The sequence below is a fragment of the Bacillus inaquosorum genome, assembly GCF_023238325.1.
GTDB classification, from domain to species: Bacteria; Bacillota; Bacilli; order Bacillales; family Bacillaceae; genus Bacillus; species Bacillus inaquosorum.
In genome coordinates this window covers 690,291-707,154 of record NZ_CP096592.1, presented here as the reverse complement: position 1 = coordinate 707,154, position 16,864 = coordinate 690,291, and the positions used below count along the sequence as shown (strand labels likewise).

At 47.4% G+C, this 16,864-nt stretch carries 16 protein-coding genes; 2 read left to right on the top strand and 14 right to left on the bottom strand.

Annotated features, from left to right (window positions below):
* Positions 1-25: 25 nt before the first annotated feature.
* Complete coding sequence (locus M1M80_RS03640; RefSeq protein ID WP_060398070.1) at positions 26-1,768, bottom strand: adenine deaminase; 1,743 nt, start codon at positions 1,766-1,768, stop codon at positions 26-28.
* 130 nt (positions 1,769-1,898) lie between these two features.
* Here M1M80_RS03640 and M1M80_RS03635 point away from each other — a divergent pair, with 130 nt between their 5' ends.
* Positions 1,899-2,132: a YgaP family membrane protein gene (locus M1M80_RS03635; protein WP_019257673.1), complete on the top strand. Its 234-nt coding sequence runs from the start codon at positions 1,899-1,901 to the stop codon at positions 2,130-2,132.
* A 14-nt stretch (positions 2,133-2,146) separates the two neighbouring features.
* On the opposite strand, the gene M1M80_RS03630 is transcribed toward M1M80_RS03635, so the two are convergent.
* Positions 2,147-3,421: an APC family permease gene (locus M1M80_RS03630; RefSeq protein ID WP_060399995.1), complete on the bottom strand. Its 1,275-nt coding sequence runs from the start codon at positions 3,419-3,421 to the stop codon at positions 2,147-2,149.
* Positions 3,422-3,564: 143 nt separating this feature from the next.
* On the opposite strand from M1M80_RS03630, the gene M1M80_RS03625 reads away from it, so the two are divergent.
* Positions 3,565-3,987, top strand: coding sequence for an Lrp/AsnC family transcriptional regulator (locus tag M1M80_RS03625; protein ID WP_004397689.1), 423 nt, complete (start codon positions 3,565-3,567; stop codon positions 3,985-3,987).
* 36 nt (positions 3,988-4,023) lie between these two features.
* Here the strand turns inward: M1M80_RS03625 and purD are convergent, their stop codons facing one another.
* The 12 genes from purD to purE form a co-directional block, all read right to left on the bottom strand.
* Positions 4,024-5,292, bottom strand: coding sequence for a phosphoribosylamine--glycine ligase (gene purD / locus M1M80_RS03620; protein WP_004397691.1), 1,269 nt, complete (start codon positions 5,290-5,292; stop codon positions 4,024-4,026).
* Positions 5,293-5,307: 15 nt separating this feature from the next.
* Entirely contained in the window at positions 5,308-6,846 is a 1,539-nt protein-coding gene (gene purH, locus M1M80_RS03615) for a bifunctional phosphoribosylaminoimidazolecarboxamide formyltransferase/IMP cyclohydrolase (RefSeq protein ID WP_004397693.1), read from the bottom strand.
* Entirely contained in the window at positions 6,843-7,430 is a 588-nt protein-coding gene (gene purN, locus M1M80_RS03610) for a phosphoribosylglycinamide formyltransferase (protein ID WP_019257668.1), read from the bottom strand. Before purN ends, purH begins: the two co-directional genes overlap by 4 nt.
* Positions 7,427-8,467, bottom strand: coding sequence for a phosphoribosylformylglycinamidine cyclo-ligase (gene purM / locus M1M80_RS03605; RefSeq protein ID WP_060398069.1), 1,041 nt, complete (start codon positions 8,465-8,467; stop codon positions 7,427-7,429). Before purM ends, purN begins: the two co-directional genes overlap by 4 nt.
* 100 nt (positions 8,468-8,567) lie before the next feature.
* Entirely contained in the window at positions 8,568-9,998 is a 1,431-nt protein-coding gene (gene purF / locus M1M80_RS03600; protein ID WP_060398068.1) for an amidophosphoribosyltransferase, read from the bottom strand.
* Positions 9,974-12,202 (bottom strand): phosphoribosylformylglycinamidine synthase subunit PurL, encoded by a 2,229-nt coding sequence (gene purL, locus M1M80_RS03595; RefSeq protein WP_060398067.1) that lies wholly within the window; start codon positions 12,200-12,202, stop codon positions 9,974-9,976. The genes purF and purL overlap by 25 nt, the downstream gene beginning before the upstream one ends.
* On the bottom strand, positions 12,186-12,869 hold the full coding sequence (gene purQ, locus M1M80_RS03590) for a phosphoribosylformylglycinamidine synthase subunit PurQ (protein WP_060398066.1): 684 nt from the start codon (positions 12,867-12,869) through the stop codon (positions 12,186-12,188). The genes purL and purQ overlap by 17 nt, the downstream gene beginning before the upstream one ends.
* Positions 12,866-13,120: a phosphoribosylformylglycinamidine synthase subunit PurS gene (purS, locus tag M1M80_RS03585; RefSeq protein WP_003155758.1), complete on the bottom strand. Its 255-nt coding sequence runs from the start codon at positions 13,118-13,120 to the stop codon at positions 12,866-12,868. The genes purQ and purS overlap by 4 nt, the downstream gene beginning before the upstream one ends.
* The gene (gene purC, locus M1M80_RS03580) at positions 13,113-13,838 is read right to left on the bottom strand and encodes a phosphoribosylaminoimidazolesuccinocarboxamide synthase (RefSeq protein ID WP_004397718.1); all 726 of its coding nucleotides are present in this window, start codon (positions 13,836-13,838) and stop codon (positions 13,113-13,115) included. Before purC ends, purS begins: the two co-directional genes overlap by 8 nt.
* Positions 13,839-13,912: 74 nt before the next feature.
* Positions 13,913-15,208 (bottom strand): adenylosuccinate lyase, encoded by a 1,296-nt coding sequence (gene purB, locus M1M80_RS03575; RefSeq protein ID WP_014112914.1) that lies wholly within the window; start codon positions 15,206-15,208, stop codon positions 13,913-13,915.
* Positions 15,205-16,347, bottom strand: coding sequence for a 5-(carboxyamino)imidazole ribonucleotide synthase (gene purK, locus M1M80_RS03570; RefSeq protein ID WP_060398065.1), 1,143 nt, complete (start codon positions 16,345-16,347; stop codon positions 15,205-15,207). Before purK ends, purB begins: the two co-directional genes overlap by 4 nt.
* Positions 16,340-16,828, bottom strand: coding sequence for a 5-(carboxyamino)imidazole ribonucleotide mutase (gene purE / locus M1M80_RS03565; protein ID WP_004397721.1), 489 nt, complete (start codon positions 16,826-16,828; stop codon positions 16,340-16,342). The genes purK and purE overlap by 8 nt, the downstream gene beginning before the upstream one ends.
* Positions 16,829-16,864: the final 36 nt, after the last annotated feature.

Below are 16,864 nucleotides of genomic sequence, written 5' to 3'. Positions count from 1 at the left end.
TGTCGGCTCCCCGCTCTTTTATATTTTAACGCATTATCGATGGAAAGAGTACAGTTTTTTTCATGACGTCGAAGATTCCTCTCGGCGTAATGCGTATATACGGAAGGTGCGTACTTTGCAAAAAGAGCAGCGTATAGACGGGATCACAAAACTCGTAACCTCTTTCAGTCAAAAGATCTCTCAGCTTTTGTTCCTTCTCAAGTACATCTTCATACGTTTCCGAAGAGGCGCATCCGCACAGCGCAAGCGGAATTTCATGCAGAATGTTCCCGTTTTCCGCAAGAACAATTCCTCCTCCGATTTCTTTCATGCGAGCGAAAGCGAGCAGCATATCCGCTTTATTTTTTCCAATCGCGACAATATCCCCCGTCGTCGTAAAGGAGCTCACAAATCCCTGCACGCTTGAGGCAAACCCTTTTATCATCGTATTGACGCGCCATTTCCCATGTTTGTCAAGCATCGTCAAATAACTTTCATCATGGTCAAACGAGAGCTGTTCCATCGAATTGTCGATCTCAATCATATACGGCTCCATAATGACCGCATTCCGCATTTTCACGCCCATCGGCATCGAAAACTGCAAATCATCCATCGTCATATCATATGAAAGCTCAAGCGGGACAAGACCGCCTTTGTTCCAGTCCGTCTTTGTAAACGCCTTCATATTACTACCGTCTTCACGAAGGATAATCCCTTTTGACAGAACGGTCACAGGATTCGGATTTAACGGATCTTCAAGTATGTTCAGCGATGCCAGTCTTCCCGGTCCGACAACTCCTAAATAGTCATCCATTTGGTAATACTTCGCGATATTAAATGATGCCATATTGTAGGCATCGATTGCCGGAACTCCTTCTTCTAACGCGATGCGGATCAGCTCGTTTGTCATGCCGCCTTTATAGAAATTCGGCGTCGCGCCGTCTGTCGTATAAAAGAAGTGGTCATAATAGCGGAAGCCCTTCTCATGCAGCTCCTGCAATATGTTTCTTACATCAGGGCGAATGGAAGAGTTCCGAAGGGAAACATAGTAGCCCAGTTCCAGCCTTCTCATCACTTCATTACCTGTCATCGCTTCATGATCACAATCCGCTCCGAACAGCTTCATTTTTGTAAGCGTTTTATCTGAAGCGCCGGGAAAATGCCCTTCAATGCGTTTCCGCTGTTTCTTTGTAGCTTGCATGCAGTGAAGCATTAAATCATCACCATCTACCAAACGAGGCCATCCGGTCATTTCTCCGCCTTGAATGACATCCGGGTGTTCAATCCACTGCTTTCTGACGTCAAACGGAAGAACGTGATCCTCGTTCAGAACCTCGGTCTGGAGGTCATAGCGTGACCACCAAAAATACTGGACCGGCTGCTTTTTGAGTTCATTTAAAATCGTAAGCGCTTTCTTTTTTCCGCTTTGTAAAAGCAAAAATAAGTTATCATTCACAAATGTCGTTGTTCCGTATTGAGACACATATTCCGCCAGCGTTTGGGGATTATATATTTGAAAAGGATGTGCGTGCGGTTCGATATACCCTGGCACAATGTATTTTCCTTCACAATCAATCGTATGAATTTCTTCGGCTCTATTCGGAAGTTCATGACCTACATAAACAATACGGTCCTGATAAATCCAAATGTTTTTTTTCAGCCATTGTTTTACATATGGATTTAAGACGAGAGCATTCCGTAAAAGGAGCGTTGGAAGCAGCTTTGAGTCTACAACATCAACCTGTGCCCTGATGTCTTTGTTTTTCCAGTTAAAGGTGCGTTCGGACATTCACATACTCTCCTTTACATGTATTAGACTCATGTTATCACATCCTTACTCATCACGCACGATAAAAACGTTACAAATTTTTGAAGGTTCAATTTAAAAAACTTTTTCAAGTAAAAAGGAGCGGATTTCCATGAAGCCAAACATCAGTCTCATCAATGCCGTCTTCAGAATCGCCTGCGGACTGACGATTATGTCAGCCGCCAGCGCAAAGTTTACGAAAAAGCCTTGGTGCAGAATGCACCTCTTTTACATCTTTATGGGGGCCTTGAAAGCAGGTTCGGGAATCTTGCGCTTCTGCCCTGTGACCTACATGTTTCAAAACGGCGCTTTCGGAAATAACGAACAAGAGCATCAAGACAGATAAACGGAAAAGCTTGATCACAAAACATGATCAAGCTTTTTCTCATGACATCCCGTTGTCTTCATATAGAGATACCCTGCGGCTGCCAGCGCTGCCGGATAAAGGATTGCCCAGCCGCTGAACGTGTAAATCACTGCGCACGCCACAAACGCCCCGAGCGCCATCCACCAGCCTGAATCTCTCCATTTCAGCAGTTTCAGTGCTGCTGCCATTGTACATATGTAAGAGGCAATGAATGCCGCACTCGGCCCTTTTAACAGAGCCGTCAAATCGATTTGAAACAAACCATGCGCCGCAAGCACTAAGCCAAACACTGCGGCCAGCACTATCAATACACGGATAGGCGTATGTTTTGTCTCACTGAGTTTCCCGAAATATAAGGGGATGTGCCCCTCTCTCGCTAATGCGTATACCATTCGGGAAAAACCCGCAATATTGGCGTGAATGGTGGCGAATGTAATAAACAGTGCTAAACATACCGTTACATATACTCCGCTTTCCCCGGCCCCTTTTGAGATAAGCATCGCAAGCGATGCGATTTCTCCATTCTCTCCATAGGAATGAGTCCCTATCGTCACAAAAGACAGCATGATATACAGCCCTGCCACACACGCCGCTGCCAAGAACAAGCTGAGCGGGACATCTTTCTCAGGGCGATGAAATTCCTCAGCCAATGGGGTAATCATTTCCCAGCCTACAAAAGAGAAAAAAATCATAACAGAAACAGACCCTGCGGCAGACCAGCCATGCGGAAGTAACGGCTTAAATTCTGCTATCCTGACATGAGGCAATGACACGGCAATAGAAGCGACAAGCAGAAATACGATGACACAAATGACGAGTGTACTGATGTTTGCAGATAGTTGAATGCCTCTCATATGAAGCAAAATGGAGACAGCCAGCATGCAACCTGCAATTAAAGTAATCTGCCAATCCGAAGCCTCTGTAACGTAACTGACGTAATGCGCGCCAGTCAAAGCGATGACAGGAACGCCGATCGGAACGGACCCTAACATGATCCAGCCCAAAATCGCTCCGGCTTTTTTCTGAAAAGCCAGCTGCACATAAGCCGTGATTCCTCCCGCGCTGGGCGCTATTTTCACAAGCCGGGCCAGCGTGCCGACGAGAAGAAAAGATAAGAAAGACATGAACACCCAAACAAATAAAGAAGCGGGACCGGCTGCGTCAGCAGTGACAGACGGCAGGATTAATATCCCGCAGCCTAAAACGGCCCCAATCGTTAATGCCGTCCCTTGAATCCAAGTGATAGAACGCTGCAATTCTGGCAACATGATGCCTCCTCTTCCGTTGATGGCTTTATTATAGGAAAAATAAGACGGCATCCATATGCTACAATTAAGTTAAATCAACAGCATCACCTTATGATAAAAGGAATTTTCACGAATTTGCTTAAACATGTAAAGGAGCCAGACAAATGGACGATACAGACCTTCAAATTCTCTCGCATTTGCAGCGAAATGGCAGATTAACGATGGTTGAGCTGGGAAAGCTTGTCGGACTCAGCTCGCCAAGCGCGGCGGAACGTGTCAGGAAGCTGGAAGACAGAGGAGTGATTACCGGCTACAGCGCGAATATCTGTTACGAAAAACTAAACAAGCACGTAACGGCTTTTATTCTGATGGAGCCGAAAAGCTGTAAACACTATGCCGCCTTTGCTGCAGCGCACCCGGATGTGGCAGAAAACCACCGCATTACAGGGATGTACAGCTATGTGACAAAAGTGGTGACAGAATCAGTACATACGCTTGAAGATTTTATTGACGCTTCGATGGCCCACGGAAAACCGACTACGCTGGTTGTGCTTTCTTCTTCCGCTCACCACCCCGCTTTTGTATAAAAAAACCCGCAGCTTAATCTGCGGGTTTTCTACATTTTATTTTTGGGCAGCTTTTAAAGCGCGTGCCCCAATGTCTTTTCTGAAAAAGAGTCCCGGCTTGATGATCTCATCAACGGCTTTGTACACTCGGTCTCTCGCCGCTTCAAACGTTTCATCAAAAGCAGTCACATTGGCGACGCGGCCGCCGTTTGTGACGAACTCTCCACCTTCTGCTTTCGTTCCGGCATGGAAGACCACAACCTGCTCAGTTTCCGCTGCAAGGCTGCCGATCGGCGTGCCTTTTGCGTAGCTTTCCGGGTACCCTTCTGAAGCAAGCACAACACTTACTGCCGCAGTATCCTTCCATTTCAAGTCAACTTCCTTATCTTCTAAAAGATCAAGAAGCACTTGTACCAGATCAGATTCCATGCGCGGAAGTACGACCTGTGTTTCAGGATCGCCAAAGCGGGCATTAAATTCGATGACCTTCGAGCCGGTTTCGGTGAGCATCAATCCCGCGTACAAAACGCCAGTGAAGGAACGGCCTTCTTGTACCATTGCTTTTGCAGCGGGCTTGACGATTGTTTCTACGGCATGGCGGACGGTTTCTTCCGAAATTTGCGGAACTGGAGAGTAAGCGCCCATTCCGCCCGTATTCGGGCCTTTGTCTCCGTCAAACGCTCGCTTGTGATCCTGGGCAATCACCATTGGATACACCTTTTCTCCTTTGACGAATGCCATAAGAGAAAACTCTTCGCCGGAAAGAAATTCTTCAATGACAACAGACGCGCTCGCATCACCGAACTTTTCATCCTCAAGAAAATCATGCAGACATGCAATCGCTTCTTCCTCTGTCATTGCAACGGTTACGCCTTTTCCAGCCGCAAGTCCATCCGCTTTTATGACAATCGGAGCGCCTTTTTCCTGCACATATGCCTTTGCCTCTTCAAAGGATGTAAACGTGTCGTATTCTGCGGTCGGAATATCATATTTCTTCATTAAATCCTTAGCGAACTGTTTGCTTCCTTCGATGATCGCAGCGGCTTTTGACGGGCCGAATACACGCAAACCGGCTTTTTCGAATTCATCAATCAGACCTTCAATTAAAGGAACCTCAGGGCCGACAATGGTCAGGCCGACCTGATTTTCTTTTGCAAATGAGACAAGCCCGGCGTGGTCGCTTTCCTCAATGTTTACAAGCTGTGCGGAAGCTGCCATGCCGTCATTTCCCGGAGCGGCAAATACCGTATCAACGAGGCTGCTTTGCGCCACCTTCCATGCCAGCGTATGCTCTCTTCCGCCTTTACCGATAATGAATACATTCACGTCGTTTTCATCCCCTTAATGTTTGAAGTGTCTAATGCCGGTGAATACCATGGCAATGCCGTACTCATCCGCTTTTTTGATGGAATCCTCATCACGTACAGATCCCCCCGGCTGAATGATAGCCGTAACGCCCGCTTTTGCCGCTTCTTCAACAGTATCCGGCATTGGGAAAAATGCATCAGATCCAAGTGCGCTGCCTTTCGCTTTTTCTCCTGCTTGCTCAATGGCAATTTTCGCTGATCCGACGCGGTTCATTTGGCCTGCTCCAACGCCGACTGTCATGTTGTCCTTTGTGAGAACGATCGCATTTGATTTCACATGCTTTACGACTTTCCAAGCAAGCTTCAAGTCTTCCCACTCTTGCTCGTTCGGCTCTCTTTTTGTCGGAATGCTGATCTCAGCATCATCAAAGCCGTGCATATCTAAATCTTGAATCAGCAGCCCGCCTTGAACGGATGTCAGCTGTTTTTCTTTTTGAACGGCAGCTGTCACATCAAGCGTCAGCAGACGAAGATTTTTCTTCGCAGTCAGGATGTCAAGCGCTTCTTGGCTGAATGAAGGCGCAATGATGATTTCTAAGAAAATGTTGTGAAGCGCCTCTGCAGTTGCTTTGTCCACTTCACGGTTCAGCGCGATAATGCCGCCGAAGATAGATGTTTTATCCGCTTCAAATGCTCTGTCAAACGCTTCTGCGATCGTTTTTCCTGTTCCTACGCCGCAAGGATTCATATGCTTTACGGCAACCGCAGCCGGCTCAGTGAATTCACGAACGATTTGAACTGCTGCATCCGCGTCTTTAATGTTGTTGTAAGAAAGCTCTTTTCCGTGGAGCTGTTCTGCTTGCGCAATAGATCCTTTAACAGGAAGCGCGCTTTGGTAGAATGTTGCTTCCTGATGCGGGTTCTCTCCGTAGCGAAGCGATTGTTTTTTCTCAAATGTTACAGTGAATTGTTCCGGTTCTTTTTCACCGACAACATCTGTCAGATAATCAGCGATCAGTGCATCATATGCCGCAGTATGACGGAATACTTTTGCCGCCAGCTCGCGTTTTTTCTGGAGTGATACGCCGCCTTCTTCTTTGATTTGATTCAGCACTGGGCTGTAATCCGCCGGATCAACGATAACCGTCACATCCTGATGGTTTTTTGATGCCGCACGCAGCATGCCCGGGCCGCCGATGTCGATATTTTCAATCGCATCTTCATATGTGACATCTTCTTTAGAAATCGTTTCTTTAAATGGATAAAGGTTGACGACAACGAGGTCAATCGGCTGAATCCCGTGTTCATTGATCTGCGCCATATGCTCTTCATTGCCGCGAACTGCCAGAAGACCGCCGTGAATATTCGGATGAAGTGTTTTTAGCCGTCCGTCCATAATTTCAGGAAAGCCTGTCACTTCAGAAATTCCGATGACATTCACACCGTTTTCTTGAAGAAGCTTTTTCGTTCCGCCTGTTGAAATGACTTCAACGCCAAGCTCTGTCAGTTCTTTTACAAAAGGAACGAGATTTGTTTTATCTGAAACACTGATTAATGCACGTTTAATGGTCATGCCTTTTCACCTCTGTTATTTAATCCTAATAGCTGTTTAATCACACTCGGATACCATTTATGCTCAAGCTTGTGAATCCGCTGTTCGATTGTTTCCAATGTATCGTGTTCGTCAATTTCGATTGCCTTTTGAGCGATGATCGGGCCTGTATCCATTCCTTCATCGACATAATGCACGGTGATTCCGGCAACCTTCACACCCGCGCGGTACGCCTGCCCGACTGCATCAATCCCAGGAAACGCGGGAAGAAGCGACGGGTGAATGTTGATAATTTTTCCTCCGTATGCCTGAAGCAGCGTGTCACCGATCAGCCTCATATATCCGGCAAGAACAATCAATTCAACGTCATGAAGGCGAAGCTGTTCAATAATGGCCCGTTCAAATGCTGCCTTGTTTTCATAAGACTTCGGCTCAAATGCAAAGGATGGAATATGGAACGTTTCCGCCCGTTCGATGACTTTCGCCTGCGGTTTGTCGCAAACGAGGAGCGATACGGACGCATCCCAGTTCTCCTCTTTCAAACGCGTGACGATGGCTTCGAAGTTTGAACCGTTTCCGGATGCAAATACCGCAAACTTTTTCATGAAAGTGCCGCACCGCCGAATGTGACGCCTTCTCCTTGTTTCACACGCCCGATCAAATAGGCTTTTTCGCCGTGGCTTTCAAGCGTTCCGATCACATCTGTCAGATGCTCTTCTTTGACTGCCAAAACAAAGCCGATTCCCATATTAAAGACGTTGAACATGTCTTCTTCCTTCAGCTTGCCATACTCTTGCAGGAAAGAGAAAATTGGCGGGATCGGCCATGAGCCGTTATCGATTTCCGCACTTAAGCCTTCTGGAAGCATGCGCGGGATATTTTCGATGAATCCTCCGCCTGTCACGTGCGCCATGCCGTCGACTTTTCCGCTTTTCACCGCCGCAAGCACAGGCTTCACGTAAATTCTTGTCGGTTCAAGCAACTCCTCGCCAAGTGGGCGGTCAAACGGTTCGTATGTTTTATCAAGATCCAGCTCCGCATCATCCAAAAGCACTTTTCTGACAAGGGAAAATCCGTTGCTGTGAAGGCCGCTGGAGCTCAGGCCGATCAAAAGATGACCTTCTTTGATGTTTTCTCCAGTCACGATTTCGTCCTTTTCCGCCACTCCGACTGAGAAACCGGCAATATCGTATTCATCAGCTGTATATAGTCCCGGCATTTCAGCCGTCTCGCCGCCAACTAAGGCTGAACCTGACTGCTCACAGCCGTCTGCCACACCTTGTACGATCTGCTCAATTTTCACAGGGTCCGCTTTGCCGACCGCTAAATAATCGAGGAAAAACAGCGGTTCTGCACCTTGTGCCAGCACATCATTGACACACATTGCAACAGCGTCCACGCCAATCGTGTCATGCTTATCCATGGAAAAAGCTAGCTTTAATTTTGTGCCGACACCGTCCGTTCCCGAAATTAAAACAGGTTTTTGATAAGAAAGCTCAGACAGGTCAAACATGCCGCCAAAACCGCCAAGGCTGCCCATTACGCCAAGCCGTTTTGTGCGCTCCACATGTTTTTTCATTCGTTTTACAGCTTCATATCCGGCTTCGATGTCAACTCCTGCGTTTTTATATGCTTCAGACATCCTATTCACTCCTTTAAGGCGCTTTTCAAAATATCTCCCCGAACGAGGGCAGAATGAGAAAGGCAGCCGAACTGCGCTGCCTTTATGTCATTTTCAAGTTTTATTTGGTTAATACCGCTTCTTTTACATGTGGAAGCACTGTATCCTGGTAAATTTCAGTCGGATATTTTCCTGTAAAGCAAGCGAGACACTGTCCGCAATTAGAGTCATCGTATGTTCTGCCAATGCCTTTCAGCAGCCCTTCCACACTCAAAAATGAGAGGGTGTCAGCCCCTATTTCCTGACGGATTTCTTCAACAGAATGGGAAGATGCGATCAGTTCTTCATGTGTGGACGTATCAATGCCGTAAAAGCAAGGATGAGCGATCGGCGGTGAACTGATTTTGACATGCACCTCTGTCGCACCCGCTTCTCTGAGCATCGTGACAATCCGGCGGCTTGTTGTTCCGCGCACGATAGAGTCATCTACCATGACGACGCGTTTGCCTTCCACAACCCCGCGCACCGCAGACAGCTTCATTCTGACGCCTTGCTCGCGCAGAGCCTGAGACGGCTGAATAAACGTTCTCCCGACATAGCGGTTTTTGATTAAGCCAAGCTCGTACGGGATGCCTGTTGCTTCTGCATAGCCGATTGCCGCAGAAATACTGGAATCCGGAACCCCTGTTACGACGTCAGCTTCAACTGCGGATTCCTGAGCCAGCATTTTCCCGAGGTTTTTACGCGCACTGTGCACGTTAATGCCGTCAATGTTGCTGTCAGGCCTTGAGAAATAAATGTACTCCATGCTGCAAATGGAACGGTTGATATTCATGGAAAAACGCTCTGATTTCATGCCTTCATCATTGATGATCAGCATTTCGCCCGGTTCTACCTCACGAAGATACGTTGCGCCGACCACATCAAATGCGCATGTTTCTGATGCGACAACATAAGCATCACCCATCATTCCGATTGACAGCGGTCTAAGCCCGTTCGGGTCAAGCGCGACAATCATTTCTGTTTCGGTCATGATCAAGAACGCGTAAGCGCCTTTCAGCATGGAAAGCGAGTTTTTAATTTGATCCTTCAGCGTGAAGTGGCCGCTTCTTTTGATCAGGTGAGCCAAAACCTCTGTGTCCGAAGAGGTTTGAAAAATGCTCCCTTGATTTTCAAGCTGCTGCTTCAGCTGAGTGGCATTGACGAGATTTCCGTTATGGGCAAGCGCCAGGCTGCCGTTGTTTTGGGACCGGAAGAGGAGCGGCTGAACATTTTCATATCCGCCGCCTCCAGCCGTCGCGTACCGAACGTGCCCGATTGCGCCTTTCCCCTTTACTTTGCTGAGCTCGCCATTTTGAAACACTTCAGTGATCAGGCCTTGGCCTTTGTGCGCCGTCAGTTTTTCACCGTCAGTTGCTACAATTCCCGCGCCCTCCTGTCCTCTGTGCTGGAGGCTGTGGAGGCCGTAATATGTGATTTGCGGGGCTTCTTCATGTCCCCAAATCCCAAAAACGCCGCATTCTTCATTTAAGCCTTTGATTTCAGCAAGCATGGGATAGCTCCTTTCCATGCGCGCTCAAGCTCTTTCGTTTGCGCATGAATCAATTGTTGTCCGTCTTGGTTTTGAATCGCCAGAAGTCCGTCAGCTGTTACCTCACCGATATGAACCGCATCTTTTACCGCTGCTTCAAACGCTGCTTGATGTTCTTTTTTCACAGAAACAACAAAGCGGGATTGAGATTCAGAGAATAATAACGCTGCCTCTCCTTCAACAGTCACGTTTGCGCCAAGGTTTTCCGTCGTCATGACACTTTCTGCAATCGCTACGCCTAAGCCGCCTTCAGACACATCATGCGCAGATTGAACGAAGCCTTTTTTAATCGCGTCAAGCAGCGCTCTTTGGCGTGACAGCTCTACATCAAGATCGATTTGCGGCGCTTTGCCGTAAATGCTGCCTTCTGTCATTTTTTGCAGCTCACTACCAGCAAACTCAGGTTTTGTTTCACCGATCACGTAAACGAGATCTCCCGCTTGTTTGAAATGCTGTGTTGTAATGTGTGCTGTATCTTCAATTAAGCCGACCATGCCGATAACAGGTGTCGGGTAAATCGCTGTGCCATTTGATTCGTTATAAAGCGATACGTTTCCGCCGATAACCGGTGTGCTGAGAACATTGCACGCCTCACTGATGCCGTCAGCCGCTTTTTCGATCTGCCAGAAGATTTCCGGTTTCTCCGGGTTTCCGAAGTTAAGGTTATCTGTGACGGCAAGCGGTTCTGCACCTGAGCAAATGATGTTGCGCGCTGCTTCAGCGACAGCGATTTTTCCGCCGACTTCAGGATCAAGATAGAGATAACGGGCATTACAATCTGTCGTCATCGCCAGCGCCTTTTTCGTTCCGCGGATTCTGAGAACACCTGCGTCAGACCCAGGAGCGACAACTGTATTCGTCCGCACCATGTAGTCATACTGATCGTAAACCCATTCTTTACTTGCGATCGTCGGCTGCTGGAGGAGGGCCTTCAGCGTTTCATTGGCATCATCAATTTGAGGAGCCGGAACGTCTGTCTCTAAAAACTCGCGGTAGTAAGCAGGCTCTTGAGAAGGCTTGTGGTAAACCGGTGCTTCTTCTGCCAAGGCATCAACAGGCAGCTCGCACACTACCTCTCCTTTATGTGTCAGGCGAAGCATTTTATCATCTGTCACACGTCCGACAGAAACCGCTTCAAGATCGTACTTGTCAAAAATATCGATGATTTCCTGCTCACGTCCGCGTTCGATAACCAAAAGCATCCGTTCCTGTGATTCAGAAAGCATCATTTCATAAGCGGTCATGCCTGTTTCACGCTGAGGAATCAGGTCAAGATTCATCTCAATACCAGAACCGGCTTTACTTGCCATTTCGGCACTTGAGCTTGTTAAACCGGCAGCTCCCATATCCTGAATGCCGACTAACGCATCACATTGGATGACTTCCAGACAAGCTTCAAGCAAAAGCTTCTCCATAAACGGGTCGCCCACTTGAACAGCAGAGCGCTTTTCTTCAGACGAATCAGACATTTCTTCAGAAGCAAACGTAGCGCCGTGGATTCCGTCACGCCCTGTTTTCGCTCCTACGTACATCACTGTGTTGCCGACACCCTTTGCCTGGCCTTTTTTGATGTCTTCATGATTAATTAATCCGACGCACATTGCGTTGACGAGCGGATTTCCTTCATAGCTGCTGTCAAACTGCACTTCTCCGCCGACTGTCGGGATCCCGATACAGTTGCCGTATCCGGCGATTCCCGCTACTACTTCTTCAAACAAGTACTTCACGCGCGGTGAAGTCAGTTCACCAAATCGAAGAGAGTTCAATACAGCGATTGGACGGGCACCCATTGAGAATACGTCACGGATAATGCCGCCTACGCCAGTCGCAGCGCCTTGGTAAGGTTCGAGAGCTGATGGGTGGTTATGTGATTCAATTTTGAACACAACCGCTTGGTTATCACCGATATCAACGATTCCGGCGCCTTCCCCCGGACCTTGCAGCACGCGCTCTCCGCTTGTCGGGAATTTACGCAGAATCGGCTTTGAGTTTTTGTAGCTGCAATGCTCTGACCACATGACAGAAAAAATCCCGATTTCTGTGTAGTTCGGCAATCTTCCAAGAATGGATTCAATCAATGCAAACTCATCATTACTGACACCCATTTGCTGATACAGTTTCTCTTCTTTTATTTGTTCTTTACTTGGTTCAAGCAGTAGTGACATGAGTTTCCCTCCAATTTTTCACGATAGACTGAAACAATTTAAGACCGTCGGCGCTTCCAAGCAGTTCATCGACCGCGCGCTCAGGGTGAGGCATCATGCCTAATACGTTGCCTTTCTCATTCACGACACCGGCAATGTCGCTGACACTTCCGTTAATATTGGAGCCGTATGTGAAAGCAATTTGATTGTTTTCTTTCAATGAAGCAAGCATTTCATCATCACAGTAGAAATTTCCTTCACCATGGGCAACCGGGATGGTAATCGATTGTCCCTTTTCATAGGAAGATGTGAATAATGTTTTGTCGTTCTGCACAATTAATTCAACCGGACGGCAAATGAACTTCAAATCTTTGTTGCGTCTCATTGCGCCTGGCAGAAGGCCAAGCTCCTGTAAAATCTGGAATCCGTTGCAGACGCCAAGAACAGGTTTTCCTTCAGCCGCCGCCTGTTTGACAGCTGGCATAATATTCGCAAATCGGGCGATAGCGCCGCATCTCAAGTAGTCGCCGTAAGAAAATCCTCCCGGGATTAATACGCCGTCGAAGCCGTCAAGGCTTGTTTCCTCATGCCAGACGTATTCCACTTCATGGCCGAGCTCATCCTTTACAGCATGATACATATCGATATCACAGTTGGAGCCGGGTAACACAATCACCGCAAATTTCACTGTGCGACTACCTCCTCAACCTCGTATCTGTAATCTTCAATCACTGTATTCGCAAGAAGTTTTTCGCACATTTCTTTTACGAGCGCGTCAAGATCACGGTCTGATTTTTCAATGGTAAGCTCCATGTATTTCCCGATGCGCACATCTTGAACCTCGTTGTAAGTCATACTGTGCAAGGCATGCTGGACAGCGCTCCCTTGTGGATCTAGTACACTTTCTTTTAAGCTGACATAAACTTTTACTTTATACATGATGAATGCCTCCCAGTCTTTTGAAAATCTCTTCGTATGCGTCGGTTAAGCTTCCCAGATTGCGTCTGAATAAATCTTTGTCCAGCTTTTCGTTCGTGTCTTTATCCCACAAGCGGCATGTGTCAGGTGAAATTTCATCCGCCAAAAGCACTTGCCCGTCTGCATCTAAACCGAATTCAAGCTTGAAATCTATTAATCTGACATGACAATCGTCAAAAATGGTTTGAAGCTCTTCATTTACTGTTTTTGTAATGGACTTAATGGTTTCTACCTGTTCAGGAGTCGCCGCTTTTAAGAGCCAAATATGATCTTCTGTGATGAGCGGATCACCCAGCGCGTCATCCTTGTAGTAAAACTCGATAATCGGCTGTTCAAGCTCCGTGCCTTCTGGAATGCCGAGACGTTTGGACATGCTTCCTGCCACAACATTTCTGACGACGACTTCAAGCGGCACAATCGTTACCTTTTTAATGAGCTGCTCTGTTTCTGAAATGCGCTCGATAAAATGGTTGTTAATGCCTTTAGCATGAAGGTGTTTGAAAATTAAGCTTGAAATCTCGTTATTTAAGCGCCCTTTCCCGCTGATTTCTGCTTTTTTCTCGCCGTTAAAGGCAGTGGCGGAGTCTTTATACACGACATACAGCGTGTTTTCGTCATCGGTTTTGTAGATCTTTTTTGCTTTTCCTTCGTATAAAAGTTCTTTTTTCACAATATTCACGGAAGGCCTCCTAACCCGAATGTTGGGAATTTTCAAACTGCAGCGGCATAGAAGAAGCCGCCTAACAGCTTCTTCTATGCTAAACCTAAACGTTCAAAGATCAGATCAACATTTTTCAGATGGTAATTGTAATCAAAGCAGTCAGCAATTTTTTCTGGAGAAAGACGGGAAGTGATTTTCTCTTCCGCTTCCACAAGCTCACGGAACGGCACTTGTTTTTCCCACGCTTCCATTGCCTTCGGCTGCACTGTATCATAGGCTTCTTCACGAGTCAGGCCTGTGTCAATCAAAGCAAGCAGCACGCGCTGAGAGTAGATAAGGCCGAGTGTGCGGTCCATGTTGCGTTTCATGTTTTCCGGGAAGACCGTTAAGTTCTTCACGATGTTAGAGAAGCGGTTCAGCATGTAGTTCAGCGCGATTGTCGCATCCGGAAGAATAATCCGTTCTGCTGAAGAATGAGAAATATCGCGCTCATGCCATAATGGAACATTTTCGTAAGCCGTCATCATGTAGCCGCGAATGACGCGCGCCATGCCTGTCATGTTTTCAGAGCCGATCGGATTGCGTTTGTGCGGCATTGCAGATGAACCCTTTTGCCCTTTCGCGAAAAATTCCTCAACTTCGCGTGTCTCACTCTTTTGCAGTCCGCGAATTTCCACTGCGAATTTCTCGATGCTTGTCGCGATCAAAGCAAGTGTCGCCATATAGTCAGCATGGCGGTCACGCTGAAGGGTTTGAGTCGAAATCGGTGCTGCTTTCAATCCGAGCTTCTCACATACATATTGCTCAACAAATGGATCAATGTTCGCATATGTGCCGACAGCGCCGGAAATCTTCCCAACCTCGATGCCTTCTTTCGCTTGTTTGAAACGCTCAAGATTGCGTTTCATTTCTTCATGCCAAAGCGCAAGTTTTAAGCCGAATGTTGTAGGCTCAGCATGTACGCCGTGTGTGCGCCCCATCATGACTGTGTATTTATGTTCTTTCGCTTTTTCTTTTATAATGTCAACAAATCTCTCAAGGTCCTTGAGCAGAATATCGTTTGCCTGTTTTAATAAGTAAGAAAGAGCAGTATCAACAACGTCAGTTGACGTTAAGCCGTAGTGCACCCATTTTCTTTCCTCGCCCAGTGATTCGGAAACGGCGCGTGTAAAAGCGACAACGTCATGGCGCGTGTCCTGTTCGATTTCTAAAATGCGGTTAATGTCAAATGACGCGTTCTCGCGCATGACCTTTACGTCTTCTTTCGGAATGACGCCAAGCTCCGCCCATGCTTCACAGGCAAGAATCTCCACCTCTAGCCACGCTTGAAATCTGTTTTCATCCGTCCAAATCGCGGACATTTCAGGTCTTGAATAACGTTCGATCATTCTGCTTGTCCTCCGTCTCTATTCATCCATTTATTTGTGATCTCCTGAATCCAGTGGTCTTCAGGCTGCTTCATAAATGTAATATGCCCCATTTTGCGGCCTTTTTTGATTTCGTGTTTTCCGTATATATATAGCTTTGCTTCTTTTAAAAGCTCCGGCTCTTCCTCCACAAGCTTCACTTCATCACCGAGAAGATTCACCATCATGCCTGGCTTCAGCAAATCTGTTTTCCCAAGCGGAAGGCCGCATATCGCTCTGATATGCTGTTCAAACTGGCTCGTTTCGCAAAGGTCCAGCGTATAATGCCCTGAATTGTGCGGCCTTGGCGCCAGTTCATTGACCAAGAGCTCTCCGTCTTCTGTCAGGAACATTTCAACAGCAAGCGGTCCGACAAGGTTAAGCTCTTCTGCAAGCTTAACGGCCAGCTCGGCAGCCTTCTTCTGAATTCCTTCCTCCACCCGTGCAAGCACGATGCTTTGAAAAAGAATATTGTTGTGGTGAATGTTTTCAGCTGCCGGAAATGTTGAAATTTCGCCGTTTACCGATCTGACGACGATAACCGACAGTTCCATTTCAAAAGAAACCCAGCTTTCAAGAATGCAAGTTCCGTGCTCTAAAAGAGCGGCAGCCTGCTCAATTTGCGCCTCTTCCTTGATGACAAATTGTCCTTTGCCGTCGTATCCGCCGCGGCATGTTTTGAGCACTGCGGGAAGCCCCAGCTCCTGTACCGCCTGTTCCAGTTCATCCTTTGTTTTGACGATGCTGTACGGCGCTACTTCACAGCCCGCGGCTTGAATTGCTTTTTTCTCCGTTTCACGGTTTTGGGTAATGAGCAGCAGCTCACTTCCTTGCGGGAGATACGCATGATCTTTTAGCCAATGCAGCGCATCATAGTCGATGTTTTCAAACTCATACGTGATGATGTCGCTGATTTCCGCCAATTTTCGAATCGCTTCACGGTCATTATAATGAGCGGTAATTTCGACATCCGCAACCTGCCCGCACGGCGAATCTTTCACCGGATCAACGACTGCGACTTTATACCCCATTTGTTTGGCGGACACAGCCATCATTTTTCCAAGCTGGCCGCCGCCGATAATGCCGATTACAGCTCCCGGATAGATGATTTGATTAGACAAGCTGATCACTGCTTTCTAACACCGTCTGTTTTGTATTTTCTCTTCTCTCATCCAGCTTACGGGCAAGATCTTCGTCAAAAGCTGACAAAATTTGCGCCGCTAACAGGCCTGCGTTCACAGCGCCCGCTTTGCCGATGGCTGTTGTCGCAACAGGCACGCCTCCAGGCATTTGGACGATGGAAAGAAGTGAATCCATTCCGTTTAGCGCCTTGGATTGAACCGGAACTCCGATGACCGGCAGTGTTGTTTTCGCCGCCGTCATCCCCGGCAGATGCGCTGCTCCTCCGGCACCGGCGATAATCACCTTGATGCCTCTCTCTCTGGCAGTTTCAGCGTATTCAAACATCAAATCAGGCGTCCGGTGAGCGGAAACGACCTTTTTTTCGTACGGAACATTGAGTTCGTCAAGAATATCGCATGCGTTTTTCATTGTCTCCCAATCGGAAGTGCTTCCCATGATGATTCCTACTAGCGGCTGCATTCTGTTCCCACCTTCTAATGCTTTAGTTTTCAGAAA

Bases quoted from the DNA above. Each gene is read 5' to 3' on its own strand.
- purM (WP_060398069.1), bottom strand. From the start codon at position 8,467: ATGTCTGAAGCATATAAAAACGCAGGAGTTGACATCGAAGCCGGATAT.
- purB (WP_014112914.1), bottom strand. From the start codon at position 15,208: ATGATCGAACGTTATTCAAGACCTGAAATGTCCGCGATTTGGACGGAT.
- purE (WP_004397721.1), bottom strand. From the start codon at position 16,828: ATGCAGCCGCTAGTAGGAATCATCATGGGAAGCACTTCCGATTGGGAG.
- purN (WP_019257668.1), bottom strand. From the start codon at position 7,430: ATGAAAAAGTTTGCGGTATTTGCATCCGGAAACGGTTCAAACTTCGAA.
- M1M80_RS03630 (WP_060399995.1), bottom strand. From the start codon at position 3,421: ATGTTGCCAGAATTGCAGCGTTCTATCACTTGGATTCAAGGGACGGCA.
- purF (WP_060398068.1), bottom strand. From the start codon at position 9,998: ATGCTTGCTGAAATCAAAGGCTTAAATGAAGAATGCGGCGTTTTTGGG.
- M1M80_RS03640 (WP_060398070.1), bottom strand. From the start codon at position 1,768: ATGTCCGAACGCACCTTTAACTGGAAAAACAAAGACATCAGGGCACAG.
- M1M80_RS03635 (WP_019257673.1), top strand. From the start codon at position 1,899: ATGAAGCCAAACATCAGTCTCATCAATGCCGTCTTCAGAATCGCCTGC.
- purH (WP_004397693.1), bottom strand. From the start codon at position 6,846: ATGACCATTAAACGTGCATTAATCAGTGTTTCAGATAAAACAAATCTC.
- purS (WP_003155758.1), bottom strand. From the start codon at position 13,120: ATGTATAAAGTAAAAGTTTATGTCAGCTTAAAAGAAAGTGTACTAGAT.
- M1M80_RS03625 (WP_004397689.1), top strand. From the start codon at position 3,565: ATGGACGATACAGACCTTCAAATTCTCTCGCATTTGCAGCGAAATGGC.
- purL (WP_060398067.1), bottom strand. From the start codon at position 12,202: ATGTCACTACTGCTTGAACCAAGTAAAGAACAAATAAAAGAAGAGAAA.